At 64.2% G+C, this 18,921-nt stretch carries 15 protein-coding genes; 12 read left to right on the top strand and 3 right to left on the bottom strand.

Features of this window, described 5'->3' with window-relative positions; translation table 11 throughout:
• Window positions 1-53 precede the first annotated feature (53 nt).
• Complete coding sequence (locus KF838_05020; GenBank protein QYK49215.1) at window positions 54-1,976, bottom strand: hypothetical protein; 1,923 nt, start codon at window positions 1,974-1,976, stop codon at window positions 54-56.
• Between the two features lie 109 nt (window positions 1,977-2,085).
• Entirely contained in the window at window positions 2,086-2,880 is a 795-nt protein-coding gene (locus KF838_05025; GenBank protein QYK49216.1) for a hypothetical protein, read from the bottom strand.
• Between the two features lie 178 nt (window positions 2,881-3,058).
• Here KF838_05025 and KF838_05030 point away from each other — a divergent pair, with 178 nt between their 5' ends.
• The 11 genes from KF838_05030 (at window position 3,059) to map (ending at window position 15,416) form a co-directional block, all read left to right on the top strand.
• On the top strand, window positions 3,059-3,685 hold the full coding sequence (locus KF838_05030) for a hypothetical protein (protein ID QYK49217.1): 627 nt from the start codon (window positions 3,059-3,061) through the stop codon (window positions 3,683-3,685).
• A gap of 168 nt (window positions 3,686-3,853) precedes the next feature.
• Window positions 3,854-5,713, top strand: coding sequence for a proline--tRNA ligase (locus KF838_05035; protein ID QYK49218.1), 1,860 nt, complete (start codon window positions 3,854-3,856; stop codon window positions 5,711-5,713).
• A gap of 12 nt (window positions 5,714-5,725) precedes the next feature.
• Window positions 5,726-6,223, top strand: coding sequence for a GNAT family N-acetyltransferase (locus KF838_05040; GenBank protein QYK49219.1), 498 nt, complete (start codon window positions 5,726-5,728; stop codon window positions 6,221-6,223).
• Between the two features lie 113 nt (window positions 6,224-6,336).
• Window positions 6,337-7,377 (top strand): ABC transporter substrate-binding protein, encoded by a 1,041-nt coding sequence (locus tag KF838_05045; GenBank protein ID QYK49220.1) that lies wholly within the window; start codon window positions 6,337-6,339, stop codon window positions 7,375-7,377.
• Window positions 7,374-8,171, top strand: a complete 798-nt coding sequence (locus KF838_05050) for an ABC transporter permease (protein ID QYK49221.1) — start codon at window positions 7,374-7,376, stop codon at window positions 8,169-8,171. Before KF838_05045 ends, KF838_05050 begins: the two co-directional genes overlap by 4 nt.
• Window positions 8,168-9,043, top strand: coding sequence for an ABC transporter ATP-binding protein (locus tag KF838_05055; protein ID QYK49222.1), 876 nt, complete (start codon window positions 8,168-8,170; stop codon window positions 9,041-9,043). The genes KF838_05050 and KF838_05055 overlap by 4 nt, the downstream gene beginning before the upstream one ends.
• A gap of 60 nt (window positions 9,044-9,103) precedes the next feature.
• On the top strand, window positions 9,104-10,648 hold the full coding sequence (gene hutH / locus KF838_05060) for a histidine ammonia-lyase (GenBank protein QYK49223.1): 1,545 nt from the start codon (window positions 9,104-9,106) through the stop codon (window positions 10,646-10,648).
• 10 nt (window positions 10,649-10,658) lie between these two features.
• Window positions 10,659-12,347, top strand: a complete 1,689-nt coding sequence (gene hutU, locus KF838_05065) for a urocanate hydratase (protein ID QYK49224.1) — start codon at window positions 10,659-10,661, stop codon at window positions 12,345-12,347.
• A gap of 22 nt (window positions 12,348-12,369) precedes the next feature.
• On the top strand, window positions 12,370-13,344 hold the full coding sequence (locus KF838_05070; GenBank protein ID QYK49225.1) for a formimidoylglutamase: 975 nt from the start codon (window positions 12,370-12,372) through the stop codon (window positions 13,342-13,344).
• Entirely contained in the window at window positions 13,341-14,576 is a 1,236-nt protein-coding gene (hutI, locus tag KF838_05075; GenBank protein QYK49226.1) for an imidazolonepropionase, read from the top strand. Before KF838_05070 ends, hutI begins: the two co-directional genes overlap by 4 nt.
• An 18-nt stretch (window positions 14,577-14,594) precedes the next feature.
• Window positions 14,595-15,416 carry a type I methionyl aminopeptidase gene (gene map / locus KF838_05080; GenBank protein ID QYK49227.1) on the top strand — a complete coding sequence of 274 codons (822 nt, stop codon included), beginning with the start codon at window positions 14,595-14,597 and terminating at the stop codon, window positions 15,414-15,416.
• A gap of 107 nt (window positions 15,417-15,523) precedes the next feature.
• On the opposite strand, the gene KF838_05085 is transcribed toward map, so the two are convergent.
• On the bottom strand, window positions 15,524-17,770 hold the full coding sequence (locus KF838_05085; protein ID QYK49228.1) for a hypothetical protein: 2,247 nt from the start codon (window positions 17,768-17,770) through the stop codon (window positions 15,524-15,526).
• 259 nt (window positions 17,771-18,029) lie between these two features.
• Between KF838_05085 and trpA the strand changes: the two genes are divergently transcribed.
• A complete protein-coding gene (trpA, locus tag KF838_05090; protein ID QYK49229.1) occupies window positions 18,030-18,836 on the top strand; it encodes a tryptophan synthase subunit alpha in 807 nt (268 codons plus the stop codon).
• Window positions 18,837-18,921: the final 85 nt, after the last annotated feature.

The following is an 18,921-nucleotide window of genomic DNA, read 5'->3' on the forward strand; positions in this document are numbered from 1 at the left end:
GTCCGAGGGCAGGCCGGTCTTGGGAGCTGTGCCAGCGGGAGCGGTCGTCGCGATCACGGGCAGCCGATGCCGAACCAGTTGAAGAAGTCGAGGAAGTCCTGGATGTCGATGATGCCGTCGAGGTTGACATCGGCGCGGGGGTTGAGGTTGCCGAAGTCGTTGAAGAAGTCGAGGATGTCGAGGATGTCGGCGAGTCCGTCGAGGTTGTAGTCGGCGCGACAGGGTTCTTGTGCGGCCCCGACATCGGCGGAGTGCGGCGGGCGCGCGCGTTGGGCCTGATCGTCAAGGATGACGTTGCCGTTGGGTGAGGTGATGGGGCCGGGGCCTCCTGCCTGGCGGAGGGGGCTGGGCGCGACGGGGAGGAGCATGGGACCTCTGGAGCCGGGGACGAAGGTCGGCGGGGAGAGCATCGGATCCCACGGTGAGCCGGGTGTGCCGGAGAGGTCGCCGGGACCGGCGAGGAGCGCGGTGCCGTCGGCATCGAAGTTCCAGCCGAGAGAGGCGATGGGGTCGGGGCCGGCGACGCCGGGGCCCGGGAAGTTTGTGTAGAGGACGGTGTGGGTGATGTTGGTGAATGCGGGGCCGAAGCCGCCTCCGGAGAAGATGGTGTGTCCGACGGCGGCATCGTTCATGGCGATGGTTGTTGCGGTGATGTCGGCGGTGCTGTTGAAGCCGGCGTTGAGGACGCCCGCGCCGCGGCCTGCGGGCGCGTGGTTGAACATGATCGTGGAGTTGACGATGTCGATGTAGCCGAGGTTGTAGACGCCTGCGCCGCCCGCGCCGGCTGGACCGGGGCCGTTGGCGAAGTTGTCGCGGAGCGTTGAGTTCTTGAGGGAGACGACGCCCCCGTTGGAGATTCCGCCCCCTGATTGATGGGCGATGTTGAGGAAGGCGTCGATCTGTGAGATCGTGGCTGTGGCGGAGAGATCGACGGCGATGCCGCCCCCGAAGGAGTTGGCGACGTTGGCGTCGATCGTGCATTGCGTGATGGTGGAGTCTGCGCTGATCCTGATGGCTCCGCCGGAGCCGGTGCAGCGATTGAGGATGAAGCGGGAGTTCTGGACGTCGATGGGGCCGGCGTTTGCGATGGCACCGCCTGATGCGGCGGAATCGTTCGCTTCGAAGTGATCGAAGAGGAAGGATCCCTGCGCGCCGGTTGCGATGTAGACCGCGCCGCCCTGGAGCTGGGCGCGGTTGCCGATGTATCGTGAGGAGATGGTGTCGTAGAAGCCGGTGGAGTGGACGGCTCCGCCCCGACGGGTGGCGACGTTCTGGATGTGGACCTCGTTGGTGGAGCCGCAGTAGGCGTCGGAGTGGATGGAGCCGCCGTTGCCGTCGGCGCGATTTGCTTCGAAGTAGCAGTTGTTGGAGCTGATGCGTGCGGAGGAGTGGATCGCGCCACCGTCGCTGTTCACCGAGCCGATGGCGCGGCACCTGATGAAGGCGACGTTGTCGATGATGAGGTCGCCACCATCGTGCTTGATCGCGCCGCCTTGCCCTGGCCCGAAGGGGGATGTGGGGCTGGTGGCGTCGATGATGGAGAGATCGCGGAACTCGACGACGATGCCGGGGATGTTGATGATGTGGAAGGCGCGATCGGCGTGGACGGATCCGTCGATGGTGGTCACGCCCTGGCCGTTGCCTCGAATGACGACGCTGTTACGGATGTCGAGGTCGCCGACGAGCGCGGTGTCGTCGCCGACGCCTCCGAAGGAGAGGAGGATGTAGTTGTGCGCAAACTGGATGGTGGAGACCGAGCCGGCGGGGAGGAGGTTGATCTCCTGGATCGCAGCGCGGAGCGATGTCTGGAGCCCTGGCGTGGCGAGGTCGATGTCAGCGACACCGTCGGTCAGGTCGGCATCGGGGGCATCGACACCGACGTTCACGATGTACTGCGCGAAGGCGTGGGCAGTGAGCATCGAGAGGGCGAGAGAAGCGATTGATGCACGAGCGAGATCGGCGAGGCGGCGAGCCATGGGACCCTCCGAGACCCCGGACAGCATCCGGGAAGGGGCGTTGCCTCCCGGTGCTCAGGATACTCGATATTGGGTCCCAGCGATCAATTTTTATTGGACAAGAAGTGGTTCAGTGTGTGATTGGTCTCCGTCTGTGTGCGAGGAGCGCGGCAGCGAGGAGCGCGAGGCCGCTTGCGGGCGAGGGGACGATCTCGGTCTGGATTCGGAGGAGGTCCCACATTTCGACCCAGCGGCCGAAGGGGGAGAAGACGGTGTGGCCGCGGAGGGTGATGAGAAGTGAATCGCCGTGGGCGAGCGTCATGGACATCGAGACCGGGAGATCGAGCGAGTCGAGGACGGAGTCGCCGGGCGTGGGCTTGGCGACGGTCCAGGATGAGAGGATGGACTTGGTTCCGGTTGAGCCGTCCTGATGGGCGAGGATGACATCGACGAGGGTGTCGGAGCCGACGAAACCGGGGCCGTTCCAGACGACGCGGAGGAGCCCAGCGATCGAGAAATCGGTGTCACCGGCGAAGGGGTTGGTCCATCGCACGAGCGGCATGTAGGGGTGGGAGATGGTGTAGAGATTGTGCGTGAGGAGCGTGTGGTTGACCATCGGGGAGAGGTTGTCGCCCCTTGACCACGCGCCGACGCCCCGGCCCCACCAGTCAGGGTCCCAGACCATGAGTGTGGTTGCGTTGTCCCACCAGGGATCCGTGCCGGAGAGTGCGTCGCCGGTCATCCATTCGTACTGCCAGACGGAGTTGCCGAACCCGTCGCCTGCGGGATTTGAGCCGCCGGTGGTGAACTGGTGCATGCGCCGCCATTCGATGATCTCTGCTGTTGCGGGCGGGGCGAGGATGAGCAGAGCGAGAGCGAGGGCGATGCCGCGTGCGGCACGCAAGAGAAGGACCTTGGGATTCATGACGCCACTCCTGACCCACGAGCCGGTGTTCACGCACCGGTCGTACTTTCTCCACATGAGGAGCATGCCTCAAGGTTGAGAAAAGTCAATAAATCTTTCCTGGAACAGGACTTGCGCCTCGTGCGTATGCAACGGCCCGGGTGTGACAGGGTGGGGGGCGCGCCGGTACGATGGGGGCGTGCGATCGGGCTCCGGAACGCTTGTGCTGATGGATGGTTCGTTGCCGTCACTTGTGGCGGCGGCGATGGCGCGCGAGGGGCGGCTTGAGAGTGTGGGTGGAGAGGTGTCGGCTGGGGCGAGCGATGGAGTTCGCGGCCCGGTTGCGTGGCTGATCGGGAACAGCACGATGCTTCGGTGTGCGGCGGCCCAGGCCGAGGCACTCGGGATGCCGATCGTGGCGCGGGGCGAGCCGAGCGAGGAGATGTCGGTCGAGCGAGCGAGCGGGCTGGTGTTGCTTGCGTGCGCGATCGCGGGCGCGAGGTTGGGGTGCGGGGCGGTTGTGTGGGGTGCGCACTGTGCGGCTCCGGGGAGCGAGACCGAGGTCGAGATCGATCGCGTTGCGGAGGGAATCGATCGCGCGACGCTGATCGGGCGTCTTGCATCGCTGGAAGCGAGGGCGGAGGTCGATGTTCAGACGCCGTTCATCGATCTGTGTGATCTTCAGATCGCTGACCTTGCGATCGACATGGGCGTTGATCCGACCTCGTGCTGGTGGGCGAAGGGGGATGGCGCGGCGATGGCGGAACGTCGGCGTTGGAAGGCCGCGCTGCGGGAGCGTGGGGTTGTGGGAATGGGGCAGGGGTAAACATCAACAGTGGGTGCAGGGAGCACGGACCCGGAGCGGGTCAGTGGCACTTTGCTCTGCTTACTGATTCAGCGCAGAACGCTCTGGAGCGTGGTGCCACCAAGAGCGGATCCACCCAAGAATCGGCCGGGTCTACACTTGCCGCCTGTTGTCACATGGAGACTTGCAATGGCCGGAAGTGAAGGCGGAAAGCTCGTCGTTGGCGCTCGGAATGATGGTCGCGGTGCCGTGCATCGTTGGGCCGAGACGCTGATTCCGACGGCGCGCGAAGCGCCGGCCGACGCGGAGACGCCGAGCCACATCTGGCTGGTGCGGGGCGGATACATCCGCAAGGTGGCGGCGGGGGTGTATGACTATCTGCCCCTGGCGTGGCGGGTGCTCCAGAAGATCAGCGCGATCGTGCGTGAGGAGATGGATGGGGCCGGATCGCGCGAGCTGTTCATGCCCGTGTTCGTGCCGATGGAGTTTTATAACGAGACCAAGCGGCACGAGGCGTATGGCGACTTGCTGTTCACTGTGAAGGATCGCAAGGGAAACGTGGCGGCGCTGGGGCCGACGCACGAGGAGACGATCACAGAGATGGTGCGGGGCTCGATTACGAGCTACAAGCAACTGCCCTTGGGGCTGTACCAGATCCAGACGAAGTTTCGCGATGAGGCGCGGCCCCGTGCGGGGCTGCTGCGCTGCCGCGAGTTCATCATGAAGGATGCGTACTCGTTCCATCTTGAGGTGGAGGGAGTGGGGGGGCTGAACGAGGCGTATGACGCCATGTACAAGGCGTACTCGAACACGTTCAGTCGGTGCGGGCTGGATTACTCGGCGGTCGAGGCGGAGAGCGGGCCCATCGGCGGCTCGGCGAGCCACGAGTTCATGGTGAACTGCGAGAGCGGCGAGGACACGATCCTGAAGTGTCCTGTGTCGGGGTACGCCGCGAACGTGGAGAAGTGCGAGATCGGCGAGCGGGCGAGGGGCACGTTCCAAGAGCCGGCGACGGGTGAGCTGACGGAGGTTCACACGCCGAATCTGCCGGGGATTGACGAGGTCGGGAAGTTCATGAAGGTGAAGCCCGATCGGATGCTGAAGACGATTGTCTTCCAGGTCACCGGACCCGCGCCCGGAACGAATCAGATGATGGTGGGGGGAAAGCAGCCGAGTTGGATCATCGCGTGTGTGAAGGGTGATCACGACGTGAACGAGGGGAAGGTCAAGCAGGCGAGCGGGTGGCAGGTCGCTCTCGCGGATGAGAAGGCCGCGAAAGCCGCGGGGTTCGCGATCGGGTATGTCTCGCCCCGCACGGTGAACACGGTGCCGGGGACGCTGCTGCTCGTGGACAACGACGCGAGCATGGGCGGGTTCTGGGCGACGGGTGCGGACAAGCCGGACCATCATGTGAAGCACTTCAACTGGCGGCGGGACGTGGGTCAGAAACTGGATGACCCGAGTTATGTAAAGGTGGCGGACATCCGGAACGCCATGGCGGGGGACCCCAGCCCGAGAGCGGCGGGGGCGACGCTGGTCGCGGCACGCGGCATCGAGGTCGGCCACATCTTCAAGCTGGGCACCAAGTACTCCGACGCCATGGGGCTCGGCGTGCTGGATGACAAGCAGCAGAAGCGTTCGGTGATCATGGGGTGTTACGGCATAGGTGTGAGCCGCACGATGGCTGCGTGCGTCGAGATGAGCCACGATGCCAACGGAATCATCTGGCCGCCGGCGATCGCACCGTACCACGTGCTGATCACGCTGATGAAGCCGGAGGATGCGAAGCAGCATGAGGTCGCGAAGGAGATCGCCGCGAATCTTGCGGCGGCTGGCGTTGATGTCCTCATCGATGATCGCGACGAGCGGCCGGGCGTGAAGTTCAAGGATGCGGACATTGTGGGAATCCCCGTGCGGCTGACGATCGGTGACAAAGCGCTGGAGCAGGGGGGCGTTGAGTTCAAGATGAGGAAGGACACCCAGGGGAAGGGCGAGGTCGTGCCCCTAGCCCAGGTCGTGAGCAGATGCGTCGACGCGCTGAATGGGTGAGGAGGAGCGGGCGTGACGAGCGAGCGATTCCGGATTGTCGAGGCATCCGGCGACGAGGCGATGCGAGTAGCCGCCGCGCTGTTCAGGGAGTACGCGTGCGTTCTTCCGCACGGGCTCGAGTACCAGGGGTTCGAGGAGGAACTTGCGACGCTCCCGGGGAAGTACGCTCGGCCCGATGGGTGCATCCTGCTCGCTTACGTCGGCGAGGTGGCGGTTGGATGCGTGGCAATGCGCGAGTTGGCGCCCATGCCCGGCGAGATTGGGCGTTCGTGCGAGATGAAGCGGCTGTACACACGGGCGTCGGCGCGGGGGATGGGGGTTGGGCGTGCGATCTGCCAGCGCTTGCTCGAAGAAGCAAGGCGAGCGGGCTACGCCCGGATGAAGCTGGACACCGATGAGCAGTTGCAGGCGGCGGTGTGTTTGTACGAGTCGCTGGGGTTCGTGCGTATCCCGAGGTACAACGACGATCCGATGCCGTGCACGCTGTGGATGGCCCGGGAGCTCGGATGAGCGGGTGCCCGGTCCTCTCTATTTTACATAACATGTATTATAGGACGTTGTATTGGGGGCGGGCTTTGGGGTTTGCTGAGGCGATAGCGTGATTCTGCCGTTAGGATGCTGGTATGCGGAGTCTCGTGAGGGTTGTGGCTCTGATTGCGCTCTGGGTCGTGTTGATCACGCTGGCCCACGGCGCGATCAATTTGGATGTCTTCAAGCCGCGGCGGGCGGGTGATGGCGGGAAGACGTTCAAGATCGGCTTCCTGCCGGTCACGTGCCACCTGACGTGCCCGGTGACGCACTTCATTAATAAGAGCATGACGGGCGAGGAGATCTTCGAGCCGATCCGGTTCAATGGGTGGCCGGAGTTGAAAGAGGCGTATCTCTCAGGGTACACGCGGGCGACATTTATTCTCGCGCCGATGGCGATGCGGCTTCGCGAGGAGGGTGTGCCGCTGAAGATTGTGTATCTGGGGCATCGCGACGGCACGGCGATGATGGTGCACAAGGATTCTTCGATCTTCAGGATCGAGGACCTGAGGGGGAAGACTGTCGCGGTTCCGAATCGTTTCTCGAATCAGCGGTTGCTTTTGTTCAAGGCGTTGCGCGAGCGCGGGATGTCGATCAATGACATCAAGCTTGTGGAGATGCCTCCCCCGGACATGCCCGCGGCGCTCTACGCGAAGGCGGTCGATGCGATCACATCGGGCGAGCCGTTCATGGGGCAGACGGAGCTGGACGGGTACGGTCGGATTCTGTACCTGACAAAGGATGTGTGGCCTGAGTTCATTTCTTGCGTGCTTGCGGTGCATGAGGACGCGATCAAGAACGATCGCGAGACGGTGCAGCGACTGGTGGATGGGATCGCCAGCAGCGGCAAGTGGATCGACGAGTCGATGGATCATCGGATGCAGGCCGCGGACTTTGTGAGCCGCCACTATTACAACCAGGACCCGCGGCTCTTGCAGCATGTCCTGAGCAAGCCGCCGGACCGTGTGAAGTACACGAATCTGGCACTGCGTCGGAAGGACTTCGAGGAGATCGAGCGTCTGGGGCGTGAGGGCGGGATCCTTGAGGGGAAGGCGGGGTTTGACGACTACTGCGATACCACGTTTGTGCCTGATGACGCGGTGGTGAAGCCGTACCTCTGGGAGAGCCCGAAGTGAGCGGCTCCACCCGGCGGGCGAGCGTGAGAACACAGCGTCGGCTGGAGCGGTATGCGCTGCCGGCGCTGGTGGGCGTGCTGTTTCTGTGCATGTGGGACGCGCTGGTGCGGATATCGGGGAGTGACCTCTTTCCGAAGCCGATCGAGGTTGCGAGGGGGATCGGGGAGCTGATCGAGAAGGGGCTGCTGCACAAGTACATCGTCGCGTCGCTGTTCCGAGTCACGTGGGGCTTCACGCTTGCGATGGCGGTGGGCATTCCGCTCGGGTTGTTCATGGGGTGGTTCAGGTGGGCGTTTCAGGCGTTGAACCCTGTGATCCAGGTGTTGAGGCCGATCTCCCCCATCGCCTGGATTCCGGTAGCGATTCTGTGGTTCGGGGTGTCGGACGCGGCCCCGATCTTCCTGATCTTTCTGGCGAGCGTGTTCCCGATTGCGGTATCGGCGGCGGCGGCGGTCGCGAACATCCAGCCGGTGTATGTGCGGGCGGCGCGGAACTTCGAGTTGTCGAGGTTCGAGCTGTTCCGGCGGGTGATCGTGCCGGCGACGCTGCCGCAGATCATCACTGGGCTTCGGATCGCGCTCGGCATCGCGTGGCTGGTTGTGGTGGCGGCGGAGATGATCGCCGTGAGTTCGGGGCTTGGATTCCTGATCATCGACGCGAGGAATGCCGGGAAGCGGTATGACCTCGTTGTTGCGGGGATGGTGATGATCGGGCTGATCGGACTGGGGCTCGACCTGTTGGTGAGGCGGATGGAACGGATGGACGTGGTGCGCTGGGGGTATCACAACCAATGACACGCGCGGAGTCTGATCCGGGGAGTCGAACGGGCGGCGCGTCCCTCGCGGGAAAGAGCGCCGACGCGGTGGTGCGCGTACGGGATGTGTGGATGACGTTCGCCGGCAAATCGCGTGACAGCGATGTGCATGTGCTCGAGGGTGTGCACGCGGATGTGCGTGCGGGTGAGTTTGTTTGCATCGTGGGCCCTTCGGGGTGCGGCAAATCGACGCTCTTGAACATTGTGGCGGGGTTCATCCCCCCCACCTCGGGCGAGGTGATGGTCGAGGGAAAGCGTGTGAGCCGGCCGGATGCGAGGCGGATCTTTGTGTTTCAGGAGAACGGCGTCTTTCCCTGGCTGACAGTGGCGCAGAATGTGGGATTCGGTCTGCAGAGACGCGAGCCGTCGGAGCGCCAGCGGATCGTGCAGCACTACATCGACATGGTCGGGCTCACGGGGTTTGAGCGTGCGTTCCCGCGTGAGCTTTCGGGGGGGATGCGTCAGCGGGTCGAGATCGCCCGTGCACTGGCCTCGCAGCCCTCGATCATCTACATGGATGAGCCGTTCGGCGCGTTGGACTATCTCACGCGGCTGAAGATGCGTGCGGACCTGATCCGCATCTGGCAGGAGGAGAAGAAGACGATCCTGTTCGTGACGCACGACATTGAGGAGGCGGTGCAACTGGCCGACCGGGTGCTCGTGATGACGCGCCGCCCGGCCACGATCAAGGAGGAAGTGAGGGTTGATCTCCCTCGGCCTCGCGACATCGATTCGCCCGATTATCTGAGGGTGCGGGACCGCATCTTTGATGCGATGGGAATCGATCGGACCACGGGACGGAGCGGGGACGGCGCGTCGCTGGACGAGAAGAGTGTGGTTCCGGGGCTGTGATCGCGCGGAATCAAGGATCTGCGCCTTGCTATCCGGTGGTCTGTCGTGGACGATTGGACCATGGCGCATCACGAGGCGGAGATCCTGCTCGGAACCGGTCCACTGGCGATCGATCTGGTGCTGCACGCAGCCCGAGGGCGGGGCGTGAGGGTTGGTGGGGATGCAGCGAGTGCGATGCTTGCATCGCGGGCGGTCATCGAGGGGATCCGCGACTCGGCGGAGCCCCACTACGGGATCAACACTGGGTTTGGATCGCTCTCGCGGAAGCGGGTGTCGCCCGAGGACCTGCGGGACTTGCAGCGGAACCTCGTGAGATCGCATGCAGCGGGGGTTGGGGAGCCGTTGCCGACGGATGTGGTGCGGGCGATGATGGTGATTCTGGCGGGCTCGCTGGCGCGAGGCATGTCGGGCGTGAGGCCGGTCGTGGTCGAGACGATCGCTGCGATGCTGAACGCGTGCATCACGCCGATCGTGCCGTCACTTGGCTCCGTGGGCGCGTCGGGCGATCTTGCGCCGCTGGCGCACGTCGCGTGCGCGCTGATCGGTGAGGGGGAGGTTGAGTTCGGAGGGAAGCGGACGACGGCGGCCGAGGCGATGCGAGTATCCGGGATTCAGCCCCTTGTGCTGGAGGCGAAGGAGGGGCTCGCGCTGATCAACGGCACGCATCTGATGGCGGCGCAGGGTGTGCTGCTGTGCGCTGAACTGGAGTTGTTGACGGGTGCGGCGATCGCGGCTGCGGCGATGTCGATCGATGCGAGCCGCGGGACGGATGCGTTTCTTGATCCTCGGGTTCACGAGGCGCGTTGCCAGCCGGGGCAGAAGGATGTCGCGGCGCGGGTGCTGGCGTTGCTGAAGGGGAGTGAGATTCTGCCTTCGCATGCGGAGAACGACCCTCGCGTGCAGGACCCCTACTCCCTTCGGTGCATGGCTCAGGTGATCGGTGCGGCGACCGATTGCTTTGCGTATGTTCGCGAGTGCGTCGAGCGCGAGCTGGGCGCAGTGACGGACAACCCCTTGGTCTTCGCGGGGAGCGGGCAGGGGGGCGGGGATGTGGTTTCTGCGGGAAACTTTCACGGGATGCCGTTGGCGGTGCCGCTGGACGTGGCGACGATCGGGATCTCGCACATCGCGGGGATCAGCGAGCGGCGGACGTTCTGGATGCTTTCGGCGTTTGATGCGGAGAGTCACCTGAGGCCGTATCTGAGCCCGGAGCCGGGGTTGAACTCGGGTCTGATGATCGCTCAGTACACGGCGGCAGCGCTGTGCAATGAGATCATCGGGCTGGCGACGCCGGCGAGCGTGGCGAACATCGTGACGAGCGCGGGGATCGAGGACTACAACTCGTTCGGCCCTCGGGCGGCGGCGAAGGCGAGGCGTGCGGCGGATCTTGCGATGCACGTTGTGGCGATCGAGTTGATCTGTGCGGCTCAGGGGATTGAGGCGCATCGTCCGTTGAAGACTGGAAAGGGCATCGAGCGGGTGCATGAGGCGGTGCGGAGAGTGGTGCCCGCGTTGGAGAAGGATCGGTCGCCAGCGCCGGATATCGAGGCGGCGGTTGGGCTGATCCGGAGCGGCGAGATCGAGCGTGCGATGAGCGGCGTGTGAGGAGCGAGTGATGACACTGATGGAAGCGAATCAGGTGAAGCAGTCGGCTGGGGCTCGCGTGGTTCGAGCGGCGCGTGGGAATGAGCGAGTCTGCAAGACGTGGCAGGCGGAGGCCGCGTTGCGGATGTTGATGAACAACCTTGATCCTGAGGTTGCGGAGCATCCGGAGACGCTCGTGGTGTACGGCGGACGAGGGCAGGCGGCACGGTCTTGGCCGGCGTTCGATGCGATTGTGGAGACGCTCAAGTCGCTCGGGGAAGACGAGACGCTGCTCGTGCAGTCGGGAAAGCCGGTGGGCGTCGTGAGGACGCATCGGGACTCGCCACGTGTGTTGATCGCGAACTCGAACCTGGTCCCCCACTGGGCGACGCAGGCGCACTTTGACGATCTCGCGGCCAAGGGCCTGATGATGTACGGGCAGATGACCGCCGGGTCATGGATCTATATCGGGACGCAGGGCATTCTGCAGGGGACCTATGAGACGTTTGCCGAGTGCGCGAGGCAGCACTTCGGCGGCACGCTCGCGGGGCGGTTGTGTGTGACGGCGGGGTGCGGCGGGATGGGCGGTGCGCAGCCGCTCAGCGTGACGATGAACGGCGGGACGTGTCTGATTGCGGATGTGGATCGGACGCGGCTCGATCGGCGCGTGAAGGATCGGTATCTGGATGAGGTGGTGGACGGGATCGATGCTGCGGTTGATCGCGCGGTTTCACTCGCGAAGCAGAAGAAGGCGATAAGCATCGGCGTCGAGTGCAACGCGGTGGATCTGCTGGAAAGGATGCTCGAGCGGGGGATCACGCCGGACGCGTTGACCGACCAGACCAGCGCGCACGATGTGCAGAACTATGTGCCGACGGGGATGACGTTCGCTTCGGCGCGGGATCTCGGTAAACGGGACCCGAAGCGGTACGCAGAGTTGAGTATCGCGTCGATGGAGCGGCATGTGCGGGCGATGGTGGCGTTGCAGCGGAAGGGTGCCAGGACGTTTGACTACGGGAACAACATCCGCCAACGGGCGTTCGATGCGGGGTTCAAGGAAGCGTTCGAGTTCCCCGGCTTTGTGCCGGCATATATCAGGCCCCAGTTCTGCGTCGGGCGCGGGCCCTTCCGGTGGGTTGCGCTCTCCGGTGATCCTGAGGACATCTTCACGACGGATCGTGCGTTGATGGAATTGTTCCCCAAGGACGAAGGGCTGCATCGGTGGCTGACGCTGGCGAAGGATCGTGTCGCGTTCCAGGGTCTGCCCGCGCGGATCTGCTGGCTCGGCTACGGCGAGCGGCACAAGGCGGGGCTGCTCTTCAATGAACTGGTGCGCACCGGCAAGGTGAAGGCACCGATCGTGATCGGACGCGATCACCTGGATTGCGGTTCGGTGGCAAGTCCGAATCGCGAGACGGAGGCGATGAGGGACGGGACGGATGCCGTCAGCGACTGGGCATTGCTCAATGCGATGGTGAATGTTGCGTCAGGCGCGTCGTGGGTGTCGTTCCATCACGGAGGCGGCGTCGGCATCGGCTTCAGCCAGCACGCCGGGCAGGTCGTCGTCGCTGACGGCACGTCGGAAGCCGCGGCGAGGGTGGAGCGTGTGCTGACGAACGATCCCGCGATGGGGGTCTTCAGGCACGCCGACGCGGGATATCCCGAGGCGCAGCGGTGTGCGGATGAGCGGGGCGTTCGGGTGCCGATGCGGAACTGGTGATATGAGTTGCTAGACTGCGGTCATGGGATCTTCCTCCCCTTCGTCACTCCCCCACTGCTGTCCGGCTGTCTGGCCGGAGCACGTGGCGTCTTCGCGATTCGCATCGGCGATCTCACGAAGCCCCGAGGGTTGCCGCGTGGCGTTGATCGGGCTGCCGGACGATCTTGGTGTGCGGATGAACGGCGGCAGGCCCGGAGCGTGTGAGGGGCCGACGGCGTTTCGCAGCGCACTCGCGAGATACGGTGTGCGGGAGCCATCGGGATGGGAGTGGCCCGGCGTGTACGACGCGGGCGATGTCGTTCCGGCGGGTGGCGACTCGCCGGATGCCCTCGCGGAGACGCACGGGCGCGTGACGCTGGCGGTTGAGGCCGCGCTCGACATGGGGCTCTTTCCGATCGGGGTGGGCGGCGGCCATGATCTGACGTTCGCGTTTGTGAGGCCGGTGGCGATTCGATATCCCGGGCTTGTCGGGTACTACATGGATGCGCACCTGGATGTGCGAGATTCGATCGGCTCGGGGATGCCGTTCAGGCGGTTGATTGAGGAGTGCGGCGTTCAGTCGCTGCGGCTGATCGGGATGAACCCGATGGTGAACGCTTCGGAGCATGTGGAGTATTTTTCCGACAAGCGGGGCCGGGTCATGGATTGCGCGGAGTTTGAGGCATCGGCACGGGAGGAGCCGCTCAACGCGTTCGCCTCGCTGGATCTTGACGTGTTCGACGGTGCGTTCGCGCCGGGTGTGAGCGCGGTGAATCCGTGCGGCATGGAGCCGCGCAATGTCGAGCGGCTTGTCGAGACGCTCGGGAGATCGCGACGGATCAGGTGCTTTGACATCATGGAGTTGAACCCTCGATTCGATCAGGACGGTCGCACGGCGCGGCTGGCGGCCCATCTCTTCCTCGTGTTCATGCGGGGGCTTGCGGGGCGATGGAGTGATGATGGGCGAGGTGAAGGTGCGGCAGCGTGGACACGTGGAGAGCCGGAGGGTCGTCGTTGAGCATTCTCTTTCGGAACGTGCGGGCGGTGACGTTGGCAGCGGGATCAACGCCGAGGCGGCTGGGCGAGCTTGGCGCGGGATCGGTCCGCGACGGGGTTGATGTGCTGGTTGAGGGCGCACGCATCACGCGCGTTGAGAGCGGGGTGCGGGCTCCATCGGCGAGCAGGATCGTCGAGGGGCGGGGAAGGATTTTGATGCCGGGCTTCGTCGATTGCCACACACACGCGTGCTGGGCGGGGGATCGGCTCGATGAGTGGGACATGAAGCGTGCGGGTGCTTCGTACCTGGACATACTCGGGTCGGGCGGTGGGATCATGTCGACCGTGCGATCGGTTCGCAGGGCGTCTCAGCCCGATCTGACGACGAATCTGATGCGACGGCTGGAGTTGATGGCGAGAGAGGGGACGACGACGGTTGAGGCCAAGAGCGGATATGGCCTGACGACGGAGCATGAGTTGAAGATGCTCCGGGCGATCGCCTCTGCGGGGACCGCCTGGAAGGGGACGGTGGTGCCGACCGCGCTCTTGGGCCATGCGATCGACGCCGATGTGCCGAACTTTGCGGAGCGTGTGGTGTACGAGACGCTGCCCGCTGTCAGCGCGGAGTTTCCGGGGATAACGGTCGATGCGTACTGCGAGAAGGGGGCGTGGAGCGTCGAGGAAGCGATGCGTCTGTTCGAGCAGGCGAGGTCGATGGGACATCCGATCCGAGTCCACGCCGATCAGTTCAATTCACTCGGGATGGTGCCGGCGGCTGTTGGATTGGGCGCGGTGAGCGTTGACCATCTGGAGGCCGCGAGAGAGAGCGAGCTTGGGGTGTTGGCGGCTTCCTCGACGTTCGGGGTTGCGCTGCCGGTGTGCGGATTTCATCTCGACGGCCGATATGCACCCGCTCGGCGGTTTGTCGAGATGGGCGGAGCGCTCGCGATCGCAACGAACTGCAATCCGGGATCGGCACCGAGCTCGTCCATGCCGCTGGCGATCGCGCTTGCCGTGCGGCATCTCGGGCTGTCGGCGATCGAGGCGATCGCTGCGGCAACCGTGAATCCGGCGACGCTGCTCGGGCTTGGAGATCGCGGGACCATCGAATCGGGGAAGCGGGCGGATCTGATCCTGCTCAGCCACACGGACGAGCGGGCGTTGGCGTATGAGGTTGGCGGGAACCCGGTTGATCTCACGATGATTGCGGGCGAGGTCGTGCATGGCGGCGATGAGGTGACACCGTCGGCCTGATCGCTACGATGCGATCGCATGAGTTTGCCCCCCCCACTTCGACCGGCGGAGATTGATGCGGCGGCTGCCGCGGCGCGGTGTGTTGTCGAGACGCACCGGCACATGGCCGGCTGGATGCGATCCGGCATGACGCTTGCGAAGATCGATGCGGAGGTTGCGAGAGTGCTGGCATCGTTGCGGTGCCGTTCTGCGTTTCTGCACTATCGAGCGGGGCGGTCGCCGCCCTTTCCGTCGCACGCCTGCCTGAGCGTGAATGAGTGCGTGGTGCATGGCACGGCGGGGTATCTCGAGAGGCCGCTGACGCATGGGGACGTGCTGAAGCTCGACATCGGTGTGGTGCACAACGGTTGGATCGGCGATGCGGCATGGACGTATGTGTTCGGCGAGCCGCGCCCGGAGGTGCGGGCGTTGATGGATTGCGGGAAAGAGTCGCTTCGGCGCGGGATCTCGCAGTTGCGTCCCGGGAAGACGTTCGAGGACTGGGCGCGAGCGGTGCAGGGGTATGTCGAGGGAGAGCGCGGGTACTTCCTTGTGCGCGGGCTCGGGGGGCATGGATATGGGCGGAAGCTGCACAGCCCGCCGTATATCTCGAATGTGTTGGTCCAGTTCCCTGAGACATGGGAGGACGGCAAGCTGCCGTGCCGCCCGGGCACTCTGATCGCGGTGGAGCCGATGATCGGTGCGGGGACGTCCGGGGTGGTGCAGCACAAGAACGCGTGGCCGGTGTTCACGAGTGACGGCTCGATGAGTGTTCACTATGAGCACGACGTTCTGATCACTGAGGATGGGCCGAGGGTATTGACAGAGGGGATGGAGCAACTGCCAGACGTGATCGCGTAGATCGCGATGGCTTCGCGGCCTGAAAGGCGTAGAGCGATTGATGCAAAGAGAGAGGGGGTGGCACTCGGCCACCCCCTCTGTTCATCCATGGGTTCGATCAAGACGGATCATGGAACGGTGATGGTCACCCACGCGCTGTACGCGGAGAATCTGCCGGGAACCTTGGAGCGGACGCGGTAGCGCCACTGTCCGGATCCGGGGGACTCAACGTACGAGGTGGCGTTGGCGGGCTGGACGAGCACAACGTTGTTCGTCCAGGTCGTTCCGACGCGCTGCTGACGCTGAACGTCGAAGTTTTCTTCAAAGAGTGAGTTGTCGGTCCATGAGAATGTCACGATGCTGCCGGCGCGAACGACGGCGGGAGAGGACGGCCCGAGCGGGAGGGCATTGGCCCATGCGGTATAGACCGATGAGCCAGCGCTGTTGTTCGCGCGGACGCGGTAGCGCCAGACGCCCTGGCCGGGTGTGTTGGCGTACGACGTTGAGTTGGCAGGCACGCCCGCGAAGGTTGTTGTGCCGGTCCAAGTCGCATCGACCTTGAATTGGCGCTGGACGGTGAACGAGGTTTCGTTGTTCGAGTTGTCGGTCCACGTGAGAAGCGCAGAGCCCGGTGTGGTCTCTGATGCGAGTTGACCGCTGGGAGCATTGGGGATTGTGATAAGCGGGTTGATGGTGATGGAGCGATTCTGAGAAGCGTTGAGCCCGCCGGAGTCGGTCACGCTGGCGGTGATGGTGTGTGTGCCGACGACAAGATCCGACCGGGAGATGCTGAAGCCGACGCCGAGGGAGCCCTGGAGATTCGACGTCCAGACGATAGAGGCAGAGAGCACGTTGTTGTCGTCTTCGGCGTCGGTCGCTCCGGCGACGAAACTGACGGCGTTCCCCTGAGTGAAGGTTGCGCCGTTCGAGGGAGAGATGATGTTGATGGAAGGCGGTGTGTTGCCGACGGTGGCGAGGCAGCCACGGCCCTGCGCGTATGTGTTGATGGTGTTGCGTTCCTGCAAGCCGAAGAAGGGCGGATTGCCGAGCCCGTTGCAGCCGCCGAGGCCGCTGCACATGATGTGGCAGTCGCCGTTCCCGTCGCAGTGGCCGGCACTGAAGTTGTGGCCGATCTCGTGTGCGGTGAGGGCGAGACGCTGATTCGTGTTGGAGGAGAATCGCGACTGCGAGAGCCCGAAGCCGAAGTTTGTGCAGACGGCACTCAGCCAGGCGATGCCGATGGTGCCCCCGTTGATGTTCTTTCCGGTCATCATGTGGGCGATGTCTCTGTGGACTCCGGTCTGGCTCGCGAGCCAGTGATTCCGGAACTCGTTCAGCATGGTTTCGGCGTTTGTCGAGGTGTAGGGATCGCTGGAGTTGGATCGGACGATGATCGTGGTGATGACGAACGTGACGTCGCAGTCGCGCTCGTAGGTGATGCGCACGTTGTTGAGTACGCCCTCGATGTCTGCGACCGTGTTGGGGATCGAGCTGCCATTCAACTGGTAGAACTCGAAGTCTGTGTCGAAGGCGATCTCACACTCTTTGCGGACGCGGCTGTTGCCATCGGGCGCTTCGAGAGCGTCAACGGCAGGCCCCATCTCATGGTGCAGTGGAGAGCCGCCGCAGAGGCGTCCTTGATCGATGACCTGCCCTGGGGTGTAGACCAGATGGGCGGAATCGGGCGCACCGGCGAAGACCTCGCGAAGGGGCTGAACAGTGAATTCGCGTGGGAACGGCCCATCGATTCGGACTTGCGCGGTCAGTCCGTTGTGGAGCGATGCGGAGATGATCGAGCCATCTACGCCGTCGAGCACGCCGAGGTAGGTGAGAACAGGCGGGGCGGGTGCCTCGCGGAGCTCGCCCGAGCCATCATCGACAAGCACCTTGAATGTGGGCGATCTCATGCTGCTTCGGTCGAGCACGGCCAACTCGATGCGGCCATCGAGCATGAGGGGAATCTGAACCGTGTTCGCGCGGGCCGATGTCTCTTCTACCGAGAAGATCTGGAATCCGCTCAGGCCGAACTCGGCACGCAGGAACTCTTCTGCGTGCTCCGCGGTCTGGATGACGCCGGGGCCGAGGTTGCGCAGGGTATTGACGGCGAGCTGGCGGTCGTTGGAGCGGATCTGCCAGACGTCTCTTGCGTGGTCCGCGGCAACGAGGGTCGCGCCAGCAGCGGCGACTGCCATCTGCCGGAGTTCCGCGGGTGCTCCGGGTGCCCAGCGGACAAAGATTGTCTCAAGATCAAAGGCGTCGCCCCGGGCGACCTCGGCGACGGGCTGAACGCCCGCATTCGGCGTTGGGTTGAGCCCGAGTGCCGTGCCGCACGCGAGCGCGGCGATGCCGCACAATGTCAGATTCCGCAATCTCATGCTTTCTACCCCTTCTTGTTCTGAACTGACCCATCAGCAGGTACGAAACCCTCCGAGCAGGCCACCCCTTCGGTCATGTGTCGATGCTTCGTGGTTCATCGGACGAATGCACTCCAGGGGGGCGCAACCCAAGAAACGAGTCAGGTAGGGAGAATACCGGATCAGAGAGGATGGTTGCAAGAGGCAATCTGGGGAAGTTGTCGATGTCTAGTCGGGATCGGTTTGGCATCTGGGCACCATGAAACTACCCTGTGTCACCATGAACCGAGTAGCTGAGGTGTTTCGGGGGCTTCGAGAGTCGAACCAGAAGGCGATCATGCCATTTCTTGTGGCTGGCGATCCCAGCGTGGATTCGCTGCCCGGTGTGTTGAGGGGATGCGAGCGTGGCGGCGCGTCCGTGATCGAGGTCGGGATTCCGTTCTCTGATCCGATCGCGGATGGTCCGGTGATCGCGGCGGCGATGCATCGTGCCTTGCAGCGGGGGATGACACCGGCGACGGTCTTCGAACAGATCGCCGGCGTTCGTGCAGAGATCCGTGCCGCGATCGTCGTGATGGTGAGCGTTTCGATCGTCACGCGACTGGGGGGGAGCGAGCGGTTTGTTCGTCAAGCAGCTGAGGCGGGGGTCGATGGATTCATCTTCCCTGACGCGCCTCTGGAGGAGAGCGAGCAGCTTCTCGGCGCGGCACGTGATGCGGGTGTCGCGGTGTCGCTCCTGGTGTCACCGACGACCAGGCCCGAGCGGCTGGCGCAGATCGCTCAGGCGTGCACGGGCTTTGTGTATGTGCTGGCGCGAGCGGGACTGACCGGCGAACGGAGCGATGCGCCCAGTGTGGGAGGCGTTGTCGGCGCGGTGCGTCGGGCGACGCCGACGCCCGTGGTGTGTGGGTTTGGCGTGAGCACCGCCGACCATGTGCGCGAGGTGTCGCGTCATGCCGATGGTGTGATCGTGGGGAGTGCGATTGTTCGGCGGCTTGCGGAGATTGAGTCGGCGGGTGAGTCTGTTGAGATGGCGTGCGAGCGCCTGGTGCGGGAGTTCGCGAGCGGCCTTGAACGCGGCATCTGAGCGGCATAAATATCCTTTGCATGCACATACATATGCATCGTTTTGAGTTCGTCGTGTGCGTTTGTGCGTGCTCGACGGGATACCA

It is taken from the genome of Phycisphaeraceae bacterium, assembly GCA_019454185.1.
Taxonomy (GTDB): Bacteria; Planctomycetota; Phycisphaerae; order Phycisphaerales; family UBA1924; genus JAHBWV01.